Origin of the sequence: Dactylosporangium sp. NPDC005555 (assembly GCF_040605635.1) — a bacterium.
GTDB lineage: Bacteria > Actinomycetota > Actinomycetes > Mycobacteriales > Micromonosporaceae > Dactylosporangium.
Map to the genome: position 1 here is coordinate 175,768 of NZ_JBEXDG010000013.1, position 13,398 is coordinate 189,165.

Annotated in this window: 14 protein-coding genes; 8 read left to right on the forward strand and 6 right to left on the reverse strand. The window is 69.0% G+C overall.

From position 1 onward, the window contains the following. Window positions 1-145 precede the first annotated feature (145 nt). Complete coding sequence (locus ABZS58_RS17760; protein WP_354782605.1) at window positions 146-820, forward strand: hypothetical protein; 675 nt, start codon at window positions 146-148, stop codon at window positions 818-820. A gap of 267 nt (window positions 821-1,087) precedes the next feature. Here ABZS58_RS17760 and ABZS58_RS17765 read toward each other — a convergent pair whose 3' ends face one another. Further along, window positions 1,088-1,948, reverse strand: coding sequence for an ABC transporter permease (locus tag ABZS58_RS17765; protein ID WP_354782607.1), 861 nt, complete (start codon window positions 1,946-1,948; stop codon window positions 1,088-1,090). A 37-nt stretch (window positions 1,949-1,985) separates the two neighbouring features. Beyond that, on the reverse strand, window positions 1,986-2,894 hold the full coding sequence (locus tag ABZS58_RS17770; RefSeq protein WP_354782609.1) for an ATP-binding cassette domain-containing protein: 909 nt from the start codon (window positions 2,892-2,894) through the stop codon (window positions 1,986-1,988). A gap of 210 nt (window positions 2,895-3,104) precedes the next feature. Here ABZS58_RS17770 and ABZS58_RS17775 point away from each other — a divergent pair, with 210 nt between their 5' ends. The 3 genes from ABZS58_RS17775 to ABZS58_RS17785 all read left to right on the forward strand — a co-directional run bounded on the left by ABZS58_RS17775 (window position 3,105) and on the right by ABZS58_RS17785 (window position 5,672). Then, window positions 3,105-4,199 carry a histidine kinase gene (locus ABZS58_RS17775; RefSeq protein ID WP_354782611.1) on the forward strand — a complete coding sequence of 365 codons (1,095 nt, stop codon included), beginning with the start codon at window positions 3,105-3,107 and terminating at the stop codon, window positions 4,197-4,199. Continuing rightward, window positions 4,196-4,855, forward strand: coding sequence for a response regulator transcription factor (locus ABZS58_RS17780; protein ID WP_354782613.1), 660 nt, complete (start codon window positions 4,196-4,198; stop codon window positions 4,853-4,855). The genes ABZS58_RS17775 and ABZS58_RS17780 overlap by 4 nt, the downstream gene beginning before the upstream one ends. A 181-nt stretch (window positions 4,856-5,036) precedes the next feature. Continuing rightward, window positions 5,037-5,672 carry a DUF4240 domain-containing protein gene (locus ABZS58_RS17785; protein WP_354782615.1) on the forward strand — a complete coding sequence of 212 codons (636 nt, stop codon included), beginning with the start codon at window positions 5,037-5,039 and terminating at the stop codon, window positions 5,670-5,672. 134 nt (window positions 5,673-5,806) lie between these two features. Here the strand turns inward: ABZS58_RS17785 and ABZS58_RS17790 are convergent, their stop codons facing one another. The 4 genes from ABZS58_RS17790 to ABZS58_RS17805 form a co-directional block, all read right to left on the reverse strand. After that, a complete protein-coding gene (locus ABZS58_RS17790) occupies window positions 5,807-6,352 on the reverse strand; it encodes a hypothetical protein (protein WP_354782617.1) in 546 nt (181 codons plus the stop codon). Between the two features lie 425 nt (window positions 6,353-6,777). Continuing rightward, window positions 6,778-7,110 carry a hypothetical protein gene (locus ABZS58_RS17795; protein WP_354782619.1) on the reverse strand — a complete coding sequence of 111 codons (333 nt, stop codon included), beginning with the start codon at window positions 7,108-7,110 and terminating at the stop codon, window positions 6,778-6,780. 156 nt (window positions 7,111-7,266) lie between these two features. Then, on the reverse strand, window positions 7,267-7,785 hold the full coding sequence (locus tag ABZS58_RS17800; protein ID WP_354782621.1) for a hypothetical protein: 519 nt from the start codon (window positions 7,783-7,785) through the stop codon (window positions 7,267-7,269). Between the two features lie 520 nt (window positions 7,786-8,305). Next, window positions 8,306-9,163: a helix-turn-helix transcriptional regulator gene (locus tag ABZS58_RS17805; RefSeq protein WP_354782623.1), complete on the reverse strand. Its 858-nt coding sequence runs from the start codon at window positions 9,161-9,163 to the stop codon at window positions 8,306-8,308. Window positions 9,164-9,249: 86 nt separating this feature from the next. On the opposite strand from ABZS58_RS17805, the gene ABZS58_RS17810 reads away from it, so the two are divergent. The 4 genes from ABZS58_RS17810 (at window position 9,250) to ABZS58_RS17825 (ending at window position 13,158) form a co-directional block, all read left to right on the forward strand. After that, entirely contained in the window at window positions 9,250-10,032 is a 783-nt protein-coding gene (locus ABZS58_RS17810) for an SDR family oxidoreductase (RefSeq protein ID WP_354782625.1), read from the forward strand. Between the two features lie 512 nt (window positions 10,033-10,544). After that, window positions 10,545-11,462: an NADP-dependent oxidoreductase gene (locus ABZS58_RS17815; RefSeq protein ID WP_354782627.1), complete on the forward strand. Its 918-nt coding sequence runs from the start codon at window positions 10,545-10,547 to the stop codon at window positions 11,460-11,462. Between the two features lie 369 nt (window positions 11,463-11,831). Next, window positions 11,832-12,056 (forward strand): hypothetical protein, encoded by a 225-nt coding sequence (locus ABZS58_RS17820; RefSeq protein ID WP_354782629.1) that lies wholly within the window; start codon window positions 11,832-11,834, stop codon window positions 12,054-12,056. A gap of 556 nt (window positions 12,057-12,612) precedes the next feature. After that, a complete protein-coding gene (locus ABZS58_RS17825; protein ID WP_354782631.1) occupies window positions 12,613-13,158 on the forward strand; it encodes a hypothetical protein in 546 nt (181 codons plus the stop codon). Window positions 13,159-13,398 lie beyond the last annotated feature (240 nt).

Genomic DNA, 13,398 nt, shown 5'->3' on the forward strand with positions numbered 1-13,398 from the left:
CCGTGGGCGGGCTATCGCTGTAGCGACCGCAACGGCACCGCCACCACCGACGGTACCTCCGGCGCCACCAGCAGCGCCGGAACCGTCGACACCGCCTGAACGGGCAGCGCCCGCCGCCGCGTCACGGCGCAAAATTCTGCCCGCGATGGCCGGGGTCGTCACCGCTGTACTCGCCCTCGTCGTAGGCGGCACCGTCGTCGCCCGTTCCACGAGCACCGGCCCGGACGCCTCGATGGCCGCTGTCACCTCGCACGGCCCGAGCTGGGCGCCGGCCACTCCATCCGCCGTTTGGCTGCCACAGGCCACCACAACCGACCTGGGCCGGCTGCCGATCGCGCCGGAAGCGACCACGCCGGAGCCGACCATACCGGCGCCGGGCCCGGTCGGCGGTGTCCTCCCGCCCACCAGCAGCGTGATCATGCGTGGCGACTCGGGCGAGGAGATGACGCTCACGGTGGTGCGTATCGCCGATCCCGCGGCAGCCATCGACCCGAACAACCTGAGCGCCCCGAGGATCACGCCCCAGCTCGGCCACCGGCTGGTCTCGGTCAGCGTCCTGATCGAGAACAACGGCGGCGTCCCGTTCATGACCGATATCGAGAAGTACGCCTGGCTCGTCGACAAGACCGGCCGGACGCACCCGCGCAACACCGCGATGACCGACGCCCGCCAGCTCCATCCGGCCTCCGTGCTCCCTCCGAGATCGCTGAACGGCCGCGAGATCATCTTCGAGGTGAAGGGCAACGTGGACCTCACCCGGTTCCGCCTGAGCCTCCACCCGGGCGTGGCTAAGCAAACCCAGGACTGGCGCCTCACCTGATCGACGCACGGACGCAAGTCCAGAGGTCCGTCACGCCTCGTGACGCGCATCAGCATCGGTCGGTGCGCGGACATGCCGAATAGCGCGCACCCGATCTTGCCCGGTCGTAGACGAGGAGTGCCGACCATCTCGCGTCCACTGGACTCACTGGATTGTCGAAGGCATCCCTCGACTCCTCAGCGTCCTCTGGGGATGCACGCTCGCACACGGGCCGGTGGGTGGGTGTTCGGGCTTGAACGCTGCGCGTCGTCCCGCGGATCGGCTCGGTTACTGGTCGCGGCGCTGCACGCTGATGATCGTGATGAGGATCGACGCTATGGCCCAGGCGGCGTAGACCGTCCAGGCTCCACCGACCGACCATGGGAAGGGCGACACGATCGATGGGCCCGCGCCCTCCTGGATTTCGGTGAGTCGCCCCCACGCGACGCGAGGCAGGGTGTGGGCCAGGACGGCGCCCCAGTACCGGTTCTCGTTCATCGCGGTGGGCAGCACCAGCAGGACGAGGATCGCGGTGACGATCGTGGCGGCGGTGGTGCGGATCAGCGCGCCGAGCGCCATGCCGATGATCGTGCACAGCGGCGCCAGCAGCGCGGAGGCGACGACGAGCCGGAGGGCGCCGGGTTCGGCGGTGGACAGGCCAGCGTGCCTGCCGGACAGGATCGCCTGGCTCACCCAGAACGAGATGCCGGCGACCAGGGCACCGAAGACCGTGGTCACACCGGTCACGACGACGATCTTGGCAGCCATGACGGCGCCCCGGGCGGGCACCGCGGTGAAGGTGGTGCGGATGAGTCCGGAGCTGTACTCGCCGACGACACTGATCGCGCCGACACAGCTCATTGCAAGAATTGCCAGGGTCGCGGCCAGCGAGGTGAAGGCGTCGAAGGCGGCCCACCCCGGGGTGAAGGCGGCCTGCGCCGCGGCGTCGTAGTGCGGGAGGTTGCGGTAGTCGGCGTAGGCGCCGTTGGCGTTGGCGGCGACGACGGCCAGACCGCTGCCGCTCAGCACCCAGATGGTGGAGCGGAGCGACCACAGCTTGGTCCACTCGGCGCGGACGAGGTTGGTGAAGCGGGGACGCGGTTCGGCGGTCCGCCGGGCGCGGTGCCAAGTGGTCGTAAGGCTCGTCATCAATGCCTCCAGTGGGCTGCGGCGGTCGGCTACGGCGTCACGCGTCATGGCTGGCGTACTCGACGCTGTCCGCGGTGAGCTCCATGAACGCCGCCTCGAGGGAGGCGTTGCGGGTGGTCAGCTCCTGCAGCATGCAGCGGTGCGTGTAGGCGAGCTCGCCGATCCGTGCGGCGGTCATGCCGCTGACCTCAAGGATGTCGGCGCCCTGTCGACGGACCGTCGCGCCCTCCGCGCTGAGGTCCGCGGCGAGCCGCACCGCGTGTGGGCTGCGCACCCGCACGCCGGCGCCGGTGGCGCGGGCGGCGAAGTCGGCCACGCTCTGCGCAGCGATCAGCTCACCGCGGCCGATTACGACGAGTTGATCAGCGGTGGCTTCCATCTCGCTCATCAGGTGGCTGGACACGAACACGGTGCGCCCTTCGGCTGCCAGTTGGTGGAACAGGGTCCGCACCCACAGCACGCCTTCGGGGTCCAGACCGTTGAGCGGTTCGTCGAACAGCAGTACCGGCGGATCGCCGAGCAAGGCGGTGGCGATGCCCAGCCGTTGACGCATGCCGAGGGAGTAGGTGCCGATGCGCCGGTCCGCGACGGTGGACAGCCCGACCAGGTCGATCACCTCGAGGACTCGTCGGCGTGGTACGGCGTTGCTGTGCGCGAGCGCGGTCAGCTGCGCCAAGGCGGTACGCCCTCCGTGCACGTCGCCGGCGTCGAGTAGAGCACCGACGTGCCGCAGACCGCGCGGCAGGTCCCGGAAGCGCCGCCCGTCGATGGTGACGTCGCCGCTGGTCGGCGTGTGCAGTCCGAGGATCATCCGCAGCGTGGTGCTCTTGCCGGCACCGTTCGGTCCGAGGAACCCGGTGACGTGGCCGGGGCGGACTGTGAAGGTGAGGCCGTGGATGGCGGTGGTGCGGCCGTAGCGTTTGGTCAGCTCAAGGGCTTCAATCACGCCACCGATGCTGCTCGGAACGCGGGGCCGTGCATATCAGCCACGGTTTACAGTCCGGCCGCGACGGATCACCCGGGGGTGTCCACCCGTGGTCGGACGACGTCGACCGGGCCGGCGTCTACGATCCGAGACATGTCGCCCGTACAGCAGCCGTCGTGGTGGAGAGGGCTGTCGCCGGGTGCGTGGACCGCGTTGAGCTGGTGTACGGCTATGGCGTACACGTTCCTGATGGCGTTGCGCCTACCGGGGCCGCTGGGGTCGCCGCTGCCCCGTTCGGGTCTGACGTGGCTGGTAGTAGGTGCGGCGACGGTCACGGCGTTGACCGGCGCGGCAGTGCTGCGACGGCAGCCGATGGCGGCGCTCGCGCTGCTGCTGACGGCTGGGGTCGCCGCCGCATTGGTCGGCGGTCCGGCCGACGCCCCGCTGGCGCAGTTTCTCGCCTTCGACGTGGCGTTGGGCTTCCTGGCGGCAACCCGGCCCCGGCACGACGCCGTCACGGGCGCGTTCGTGGCCGTCGGGCTCTTCGCCGGCTACCTCGTCGTCCGTATCGTGTCAGGGTTTGGTGTCGCGATCACCGAGCAGTTGCTGGTGGTGTTCGCGGCGGTGGTCGCTTGGCTGATCGGCCGCTCGGTGTACCAGCGGCGTGAGCACGCCTGGACGTTGCAGGAGCGGGCCGCGGTCGAGGCAGTCAATGCCGAGCGGCTGCGGATCGCGCGGGACCTGCACGACATCATCGCGCACAACATCGGCATCGTTGCCCTGCAGGCCGGCTCGGCGAATCTCGTCATCGACACGCAGCCAGCGGTGGTACGCCAGGCGATGCGCAGCATCGAGACCGCCAGTCGCGAAACACTCGCTGGCCTGCGACGGATGCTGGTGGCCCTGCGGGAGACCGACCGCGCTGCATCGTGCCCGGCGCCGGGGCTCGCCGACGTCGACCAACTGGCAGCGGTGGCCGGTGCCGCCGGAGTGCAGGTCGATCTGCGTTGGCAGGGTGCGCGTCGTCCGCTCACGCCGGAGGTCGACGTCTCGGCGTACCGGATCGTCCAAGAGGCGATCACGAACGTGGTGCGCCACTCCGGAGCCCGGTCCTGCCAGATCTCGATCACCTACCAGACCGACAGCGTCGCGATCGAGGTTCTCGACGACGGCAGCGGCTCCGACGGCACCACCGGCACCGGCCATGGCCTCATCGGCATGCAGGAACGCGTCGGACTGTTGCACGGTGACTTCGCCGCCGGGCCACGTCCGGAGGGCGGATTCCGGGTCGCGGCCCGCCTACCCCTCCTCATGGAGCGCGGATGACCATCCGCGTGATCGTCGCCGACGATCAGCCGCTCATCCGCGCGGCCCTGCAGACGTCCATCACCAGCGCCGAAGACATGGAGGTCGCCAGTGAGGCCGGCACCGGCGCGGACGCCGTCCGGCTGACCGAGCGGCTGCGTCCCGACGTGGTGATGATGGATTTACGCATGCCCGGCATGGACGGCATCGAAGCGACCCGCCGCATCACCCAAGGTCCCACGAACGCGCGGGTGCTCGTGCTGACGACCTTCGACGACGACGAGAGCGTCTATGGAGCCCTCCACGCCGGCGCTTCCGGGTTCCTGGTCAAGGACATGGCCGTGCACGACATCCTCGCGGCGGTCCGGATCGTCGCGTCCGGCGACGCGTTGATCGCTCCCGGTGTGACCCGACGCCTGATCAACGAGTTCGTCCAACGACCTGTTGTGAAGTCCACCCAGCCCCGCTCGCTGGGCGGAATCACCGACCGGGAACGACAGGTCCTCGGCCTGGTCGGCAGCGGCCTGACCAACCAGGAGATCGCCGCACAACTGGGCATCAGCGTCGCGACCGCCAAGTCGTACGTCACCCGTCTGCTGGCCAAGCTCAACGCCCGCGACCGGGTCCACCTGGTGATCATCGCCTACGAAACAGCGCTGGTCTCCCCGCCGCACTGACCCAAACGAGCGGAAGCTGCGGTCATCGGTCGACGAGCGTGCCGTTCGCCGTAGGGTGGCTGCTGCGACTACTTGATCGGCTGCGCGCTCATGCCGCCGTGAGCGCGTCTCCGCGTAGGAACCCCGCCGTCGGATGGATCAAGGTCTTGGTTGGGCGGATGTCCCGTGCTTGAATCCGGCAATGGATGCGGAGCGGTGCTGGGAGATTGTCGAGGCGGCGCGGTCGGAGGCAGGGACCGACTGGAACAACCTCGACGAGAGGCTTGGGGCCGCTCTGCTCGACCAGCTGGTCCGGCTACCGCTGACCGAGATCGTAGAGTTTGAGGTCCAGTTCGATTTCATGCAGTATCACGCTGCTCGTGACGACCTGTTCATGGCTGCATTCTTGATCCACAACGGCTGTGGCGACGACTCGTTCAGCGACTTTTGCGCCGGGGTCGTTGGCCTCGGTCGAAAATGGTACGAACGTGCCCTGACCGACCCCGACAACCTTGCCGAACACCCAGCGGTCGAGGGGGTCGCGGCGGGCGCAGTCAACATCAGCGTGTTGCTGACCGAGGACTTCCAGTTCGCTCCGCTGCGAGCCTGGAGACAGGTCACCGGCGACGACGGCGGATATTACGAAGCGTTGGATCGCCTCGAGCCGGCGGTGGCTGCCGATAACCCGTCTGTAGTTGTCCCCGTGCTTCCGCGCCGGTTGGAGCGGCTCGCCGCAATGTTCCCCGGGCAGCACGCGGCTCTCGACCTGTTCTATCCGCACCTCACTGGAGCCAGCGATCCGCCGGCCGGCAGCGGCGAAGACAACCCGCAGCCGTAACTGGCTGCAGCGCGGGTCTTCGCCCGGCGATGCACCGCGCGAGGTCAACTCACCGCTTGCGCTCGCTCATGCCGATGTGCGCGCACGTGACCATGGGTGGGGGAAGGCTCCCGACTGACCAACCTCCCACTTTGTTAGTCAGGGTCAGGGAGCTGGACGGCCACAGCTGGGGAGCCGACCCCGTGGGGAACGACCACCAGGAAGTTCCGGCCGCCTCCCCTGGCCCATATAAGTTCGACCGAAGCTGCGGCGGCCAGCGCCTTTCGTATCGCGTCGGCGCCTTCGATGATCCGGTCGAACACCACGTCTCCGGCAAGAGTCTGCGCGTGTCCGCCTCTCCAGGGGCCGACACGTGCCCCGCCTCGCAACAGTCGGCGCAGCTCGTCCCGCAGCGGCCCCTCGGCCGGCTCCAGCATGTCGTGAAGTCGCTCCTGGCCGGACGGTTCCGGCTCGGGCGGGGTCCTCGCGGCTTCCTCTCGGCACTCGGGACACACATTGGGCACGTTCGGATCGAACACCGACCGGCACACAGCAATACCAGTGACGCCACACAGTGCGTGATCGTTGAGGGGCGTCCCCGCATGATCCACCCGGTCGTCCTCGAGACGGCGTGCCAGCGCGTAGACCCCAGGCGTGCGGGCTGCGGCAAACGACCATGGCTCTCCCGGATCTTCCGTCATGCCAACATTCTGACGGACGGGGTCACACTCGGACAGCCACGGTTGCCACGCCGACCCCCATCCGAGCGCATCAACGAGAGCTGAAACAGCCCATTTCCGCAGGTCGGACGGGCCTCGGCCCGTTCGGTCCGTACTGCGATGGTCGGCCCAGCGCCCGGACCTGTTGATAATGAGTTCCGGTTGATCATGCGAATCCGGGCATATGGCACAGACCGCTACCGTCGGCTGCCAATTTGTCTCCTGTGTTGACCAACAGGAACAGCCTCGGATCACGCGTCTCAGTCAGCGCCGGCGCGGTTCAATTTCGCAGTGCGAATGGCTGACGCTAGTGAATTCGAGCGAGGCGTTGCGTTCTCACGGTTCCGGCCTGGAGCGGGCACGCGCTCATGCCGCGATCCGCGCACTGTCGTTCGTCGACGGTCGTGTCATGAGTCGCAGCCGCCCTGGCGAGGCAGGTCGAGTGCGGCGAGCCGGTTGAGGATGCCGACGACATGGGCTAGGTCGTGCCAGACGGCTGCCGGTTCGTCCCGTGCCGCCTCCAGGACCTCTCGCATCGACTGGATGTCGTCGGTCAATTGGCCCAGGGTGGGCTCCGGTCGGTCGGCGCCGTCCAAGCGGAATGCGTCCCACACGCCGATCGTCCAGTAGTAGTCCGCGTTCAGGTCGACGGTCTGACCATACTGCCGTTCGACGGCGTCGAGCAGCAGCGTCAGGGACTGCCGGAGGTCACGCAAGGAGACCTGGGTTATATTGGTCACGAACGCAGTTTCTCGTACGCCGCATCGCTCCTCCGGACATCCGCTCATGCCGCTGGTTGGATTGCGGTGCGCGGGGAAGATCAACCGTCAGCGTCTGCGCGCTCGCGGACCCCGGACGCTGCAGCCGACGGAGTCTGCTGACTTTTATGGTGTGGTTCAGGTGGCCCGGCCGATGGCGTGGCCCTGCTTGCGCAGTTGCCGGGCCCAGCCCTGCGCGGTGTGTCCGGGAACGTTGAAATGTTCGGCGAGTCCACTGATGCTGCCGACCTGCTGGTAGGCGGCCATCACCTCTTCAGCGGGTGGCATCCGCCGATACGCCCGCTCCCGGGTCTCCACCGGCGCGGCGGCCTGTCTGGCCGCCCGGACCCGCCGTGGGCGGCCCGCCGGGCTCTGCGCCGCCGGGCTCTGCACCGCCGTGGCCTCGGTGGCCTCGGCGGTGGCACGTCGTCGCGACGTGCGCGTCGACGCCGACTTGGTGGCGGGTGCGTGTTCCGGCCCACGGTCCCCGCCGGTCCGCTCCGCCGACGTGGCAGTCCCGGGCGCGGATTCTGGCAGCGGCCCTTCGGCGCCCAACGCGTCGGACAGCCACTGCAACGCCCGCCGACGGCCGGCAGCGTCCAGCGGATGCAACACCTGATACGCCGCTTCCACCGCGGCCAGCTCTGACAATGCCATCCCGAACACACTCCATGATCGCCGGTTGTCGGGTCAGCGTAACCGGCAACCACCCGAACAACGCGAACACCTCTCCACCGTCCTCGCTGGCGACCGGACAGTTGGGTCAGCGCCGAGAACAGACCGTGGCCGCCGATTGCACCACACCACACCACATACATACCCGTCAGACACACACTGATACCCGCCCAACGCCCGGCTCAGTGCGCCACGCGCGGGGCGGCGGGCGGCGGGCGGCCGACATTGTCGCCATACCAGAACTGCTCGAAACAGCTACACGAGTCCTACCTTCAAGGTCTCCAGGGAGCTGCCCTCCAACCAGAACCTCCCGACGCTGCGTGAACCAAATTGAGTGCCCTCATCTGCCGCCGATCGGGCGCGGTGCCCGTCATGGGCGTCGCGCTGGGCCCATCTGGGATCCCGTTCCTGTCCCGTTTGGGTGAAGTGATCTTGAGGGTAGGCGCGGCGCGGGCGCGCGACCATACGGTCGTCGTCACCGGAACGGAGTTGGCGACGCCGGTTAGCGTGGGTCGCGTGCGGCCGCGTAGTCGGCGCCGATCACGTTGAGCAGGGCCAGCGCCTGCGCATCGCGTGAGCCCGGGGGTGCGCTGTACAGCACGAGGTGCTGGTCGCTGTCGTCGAGGGTGAGTGCGTCGCAGTTGACGGTGATCTCGCCGACGACCGGATGGTGGAAGGTTTTGGTGAGCATCGGCGCGGCCTGCACGTCGTAGCGGTCCCACAACCGCGCGAACTCGCGGCTGCTCTGGCGCAGGTCGTCGACCAGTTCGGTCACCAGTGGGTCACGCGGGTAGCGTGCTGCGGTGGCGCGCAGCTTCTGCACGACGTGGTGGCGGAACTCGGTGGCGTCGGAGATCCCGTACAGCGGCATGCCGTCGTGCGGCGATTCGAGGAACGCCCGGCGGGCGAGGTTACGGTCGCGGACGCTGAGCGTGCCGAAGTCTTCCATCAGCGCGGCCGTCAGGTCGTTCCAGGCGAGCACCTCGAACATCGCGGAGGTCACGAACGCGGCGGTCTGCGGCAGCCGGTCGAGCAGGGCGAGGATGCTCGGGCGTACCTCGCGGTGGTGCAGCCCGCTACGGGCGGGCGCGGTGCCGGCGAGCACGTGCAGGTGGCCGGACTCGGCGTCGGTGAGCCGCAGCGCGCCGGCGACGGCGGCCAGGACCTGGGCCGACGGGCGTGGCGCCCGGCCCTGTTCGAGGCGCAGGTAGTACTCGGTGGAGATGTGGGCGAGGACCGCGACCTCCTCGCGGCGCAGGCCCGGGGTCCGCCGCCGCGGCCCGGCGGGCAGGCCCACGTCGAGCGGGTGGAGCCGTTCGCGGCGGCTGCGGAGGAACGCCCCGAGTTCCTGCTTGTCCATGCCTCCCAGTCTGCCCGTCCGTGTCCCGGCCATTCTGGTACCGGCTGTACCTGAATGCGGGGCCGGCACCGAGCCAGGCTGACCGCATGACCAATGACATCGTTTCGACCCCGATCGGCCTGCTGAGCGGCAAGGTCGTGTTCATCACCGGCGCGAGCCGCGGCATCGGCGCTGCCGCGGCCCGGCTGTTCGCCCAGGAGGGTGCCGCGGTCGTGCTCGCCTCGCGTGGCCTCGACGCCCTGAACAGCCTCGTCAAGCAGATCCGCGTCGAGGGCGGAGTGGCCGACGCGGTCGCCCTGGACCTCGCCGACAGCACGAGCATCCGCGCCGGCATCGACCGGGTGGCCGAGTTGCACGGCCGGCTCGACGGAGCATTCAACAACGGCGCGGCGATCCAACATCCCGGGCCACTCGACGCGACCAGCGACGAGGACGTCGACCGGCAGTTCGCGGTGAACTTCCGCGCGCACTGGACGGCGATGAACGCCGAGTTCGCTTTGATGACCCGCCACGGCGGCGGCGCGATCGTGAACACGTCGAGCATCGGTAGCCGCCGCGCGAATCCGGAGCTGCCGGCGTACGGGGCGATGAAGCGCGCCTTGAACAGCCTCACCGAGACCGCCGCCGTGACCTGGGCGCGGCAAGGGGTGCGGGTCAACGGCATCACACCGGGTGGCACCGCCACCGAGATGATCGACGCGTGGGAGGCGGCGTCGCCCGGCGTGAAGGACCGGATCAACGCGGCGGTGCCCCTGGGCCGTATGGCCGAGCCGCGTGAGGTCGCCGAGGTGGCCGCTTGGCTGCTCAGCGACCGGGCCGCGATGGTGACCGGCGCGATCGTGCCGGTCGACGGGGGCGCCGGCGCCTAGAAAAGAGGCCGCGACCGGCGCCTCGACCTGCAGCTTGGTAACCGACTCAGCTTCCCTGTGCGCCGCGACCAAGCGCCCCATCCGCGCACGAGTCGTCACTGCTTGTGCTGTCGCGGGTCGGCGGGCGGTTCCAGGTGCAGCGCCCCGCCGAGATGTCGATGCCATATTTCGCGCCGTGGACGATCTCTCCCCGCCGGTCCTTCTCGTGGGCATCACGATCCTGATGAGTAGCACAGTCGCCGACATGAACGCCTATCAAGCCAACACGGGGCGGGAGGCTGAGCAAAGCGCCCAGCACACGAGACGACGCGACGATGAGACGGCAGTCAGGATTGGACTGGTCCGCGATCTGGGTGAAACGCCGGGCGTGATCATGGCTGGTCGGCACAGGCCGTGCGGCATGGTGACACGATCTACGTGTCCGGACAGTTCTCACGCCGGGGTCTGGTGCCAGCAACACTGGTGAACCGAAATTGCCGTGCAGGCGAGGAGTGGGCAAAGGCAGGTGTCGGATGAGGGCGATCGTGGTGACGGACCAGGCTGCGGGAACGGCCGGGATGACGTTGGTGGAGCGGCCCGAGCCGCCGGCAGCGGTAAACGATGTCGTCGTTGAGGTTCATGCGTCGGGGTTCGTCCCGACTGAGATGGCGTGGCCGTCGACCTGGACCGATCGCGTCGACCGTGACCGAACACCGTCGATCCCCGGGCACGAGTTGGCCGGAGTGGTCACCGCTCTCGGGTACGGCACGACCGGTCTGTCGGTGGGACAGCGGGTGTTCGGCCTCACGGACTGGCATCGCGACGGCACCCTGGCGGAGTATGTGGCCGTCGAGGCACGCAACCTCGCGCCGCTGCCGGGCGACGTCGACTTCACGGTGGGCGCGAGCCTGCCAATCTCGGGCCTGACCGCGTGGCAAGGGCTGTTCGAGCACGGCCGCCTTCAGGCGGGGCAGAGTGTCCTCGCGCACGGCGCGGCCGGCGCCGTCGGAACGATGGTGACGCAACTCGCGCGTGAGGCGGGCGCGTATGTCATCGGTACGGGGCGCGCTGCCGACCATCAGAAGGTGCTCGACTTCGGCGCGCAGGAGTTCGTCGACCTCGACAACGACGTCCTGGAAGACGTCGGCCGCGTCGATCTGGTGTTCGATGTCATTGGCGGCGACATCCAGAATCGGTCCGCGGGCCTGGTTCGCGCCGGAGGAACATTGGTGACCGTCGTCGGACCGCCCGAAGCGCGGCCAGCCGACGGCCTGGCGATCGACTTTGTTGTCGAGTCCGACCGCACCCAACTGTGTGAGATCGTCCAGCGGGTGCGGGACCGACGACTGCGGACAAACATCGGCAACGTCGCAACCCTCGACGATGCCGTCGCCGCCCTCAATCCGACCGAGCGACGCAGGGGGAAGACGATCATCAGCGTTCGTCCGTGAGAACTCGGGGACGCGCTCGTCGGGCGGTAGGCCGGCACAACCTGGCCCGCATTCCCTGAGCACCAGGTGAAGATCAAGCTCGTCGCCAAGATACAGCCAGTTCGTTAAGGTCATCTCCCGGCTCTCCCGCCATCCCGATCGTCCGTGCGCCAACCTCACCGCCCCGGCGGTGGCAACTGGGCTTCAATCCAAGATCACGTGCGCGCTATGCCGCCGACCGTGCTCGTCCTCGACCACGGCGGTCACACTCGGTAAATAGCCTCTGTGGCTTCGCCTGCGTTCGCAGCTTCGCTTCGACATAGTCCGCGAATTTGGGCCTTGAGCTGGGTAAACGCGGGTGGGACCGGTGGCATGGCGTGTCACTAGGCCGTGGTGTTCGTGCTGGTCAGGCGGGTGCGGGGTCGTGTCGATGACGCGGGGCGGCTCAGCGACCTTCAGCTTGGCGAACAGGGCCTTCTGGGGCTGGGACAGTTCCGTGCGCTGGCAGAAGGCGCCGGCGGGGGCGGTGAACACGCCGATGTGCAGCCGCTCGACGTCGGCGCGGATCTTGGCCCAGGTGTGGCCGGTGGTGGTTTCGGCGACGCGGATGAGTAGCAGCGCCAGCCAGCACAGCAGGATGTGGGCGCAGTTCGGCGCGCTTGGTGGCGCTCAGCCCGACGCTGCTGTCGATCTTGTTGAGCTGGGCGATCGGCCGGGCGGTCGGCGGCGAGTCGCTCGGAGTGCGGTGGCCGCGCTCGCACGCGCTGGCGCTGCGGGTCGCCCGGATCGCCGTGGACGGCACCGAGTTCGTTCTCGTGCCCGGTGGACCGGCACGGCTCGGCTTCGATGCCAATCGGTTCGAACCGACCGACCACGAGGTGCGGTCGTTCTTCGGCGACTACGACGCGCTGCGCTCGTGGCGCGACCAGCCGCCCGAGCGACCCACCGCGACCGGCCCGCTCCCGGGCCAGCTCGGCCTGTTCGAGATGCCGGCGGTGACCCGCCGAGTCATGACCCGCCGGGCAGAGACGGCATCTTGGGATGCCGACACCGTGCGTGCCCATGTGGCCGCCCGGGTCACCGCACGCGCACCGTCGCGCTGCCGGCGCTGCTGGTGGCGGCAGAGGCCGTCCAGGCCGGCGTCGCCGAAGTCCTGCCGGACCATCCGATCGTGCGCGAACACCTACAGCGGCACGGTCCCCCGGCACGGGGCGTCATCGGCATGTACGGCGATGCGTGCGCCGACGATGACGACAGCCGGGTGTACGCCCGCGTCGAACTCGACCCATTCACCGGCGCGATCCGGCGCTGCTTCACGGCCGGGCCAGCCACCTACGACGAGGTCGTCACGGACTTGGCACTGGCCGGTGAACGGCTGCTCACACCGGACGAGTGGGAGTACGCCCACGGCCTCGGGCGCGGCACCCTGTTCGCCTGGGGCGACCGCATGCCCGCCCCTCAGGACGAGGAAACCCCGACCGGGCTGCGGCTGGGCGACATGTATTGGCCGGAACTCACCAGCGTCCGCACCGAAGTCCGCGGCGGCGACTTCGGCGAACTCGGCTGCGGCGGCGAAACGGAGTTCCATCACTCGCTCCTACGCTCCCCGGCGTTCCGCGACCCACAGATCGTCGCCGCCGAGGCAAGCGTGCCCACCGTGCGCCGCCGCCGCTTCCGTGCCGCGATCGAGGTGCCGCCCGACATCGACGGGCGCTGAGCGCCGCCTGCCGCTCGTGCCCCATGGCGCGGGACTTTAGTGCGGCGCCGGACGGTCCGCTGGCACCCTCGCGCCAGCTGACCGCAGCGACGGCCGAGTGGCGGCGGCCCGCCCGCCGGTCAGGCAACCAGGATTGTCGACAATTTCCGAAAGATGCAGAGCCGGTTTCGCGGCCGTCGGCGGCAAACCGGCTGTTCAGCGGCCCGCGGCGGCCTAACGAACATGTTCGTCGAAGCGCAT

Coding starts and splice junctions, on each gene's coding strand:
- ABZS58_RS17760 (WP_354782605.1), top strand. CDS start 146: ATGGCCGGGGTCGTCACCGCTGTACTCGCCCTCGTCGTAGGCGGCACC.
- ABZS58_RS17765 (WP_354782607.1), bottom strand. CDS start 1,948: ATGACGAGCCTTACGACCACTTGGCACCGCGCCCGGCGGACCGCCGAA.
- ABZS58_RS17775 (WP_354782611.1), top strand. CDS start 3,105: ATGGCGTACACGTTCCTGATGGCGTTGCGCCTACCGGGGCCGCTGGGG.
- ABZS58_RS17780 (WP_354782613.1), top strand. CDS start 4,196: ATGACCATCCGCGTGATCGTCGCCGACGATCAGCCGCTCATCCGCGCG.
- ABZS58_RS17785 (WP_354782615.1), top strand. CDS start 5,037: ATGGATGCGGAGCGGTGCTGGGAGATTGTCGAGGCGGCGCGGTCGGAG.
- ABZS58_RS17790 (WP_354782617.1), bottom strand. CDS start 6,352: ATGACGGAAGATCCGGGAGAGCCATGGTCGTTTGCCGCAGCCCGCACG.
- ABZS58_RS17800 (WP_354782621.1), bottom strand. CDS start 7,785: ATGGCATTGTCAGAGCTGGCCGCGGTGGAAGCGGCGTATCAGGTGTTG.
- ABZS58_RS17805 (WP_354782623.1), bottom strand. CDS start 9,163: ATGGACAAGCAGGAACTCGGGGCGTTCCTCCGCAGCCGCCGCGAACGG.
- ABZS58_RS17810 (WP_354782625.1), top strand. CDS start 9,250: ATGACCAATGACATCGTTTCGACCCCGATCGGCCTGCTGAGCGGCAAG.
- ABZS58_RS17815 (WP_354782627.1), top strand. CDS start 10,545: ATGAGGGCGATCGTGGTGACGGACCAGGCTGCGGGAACGGCCGGGATG.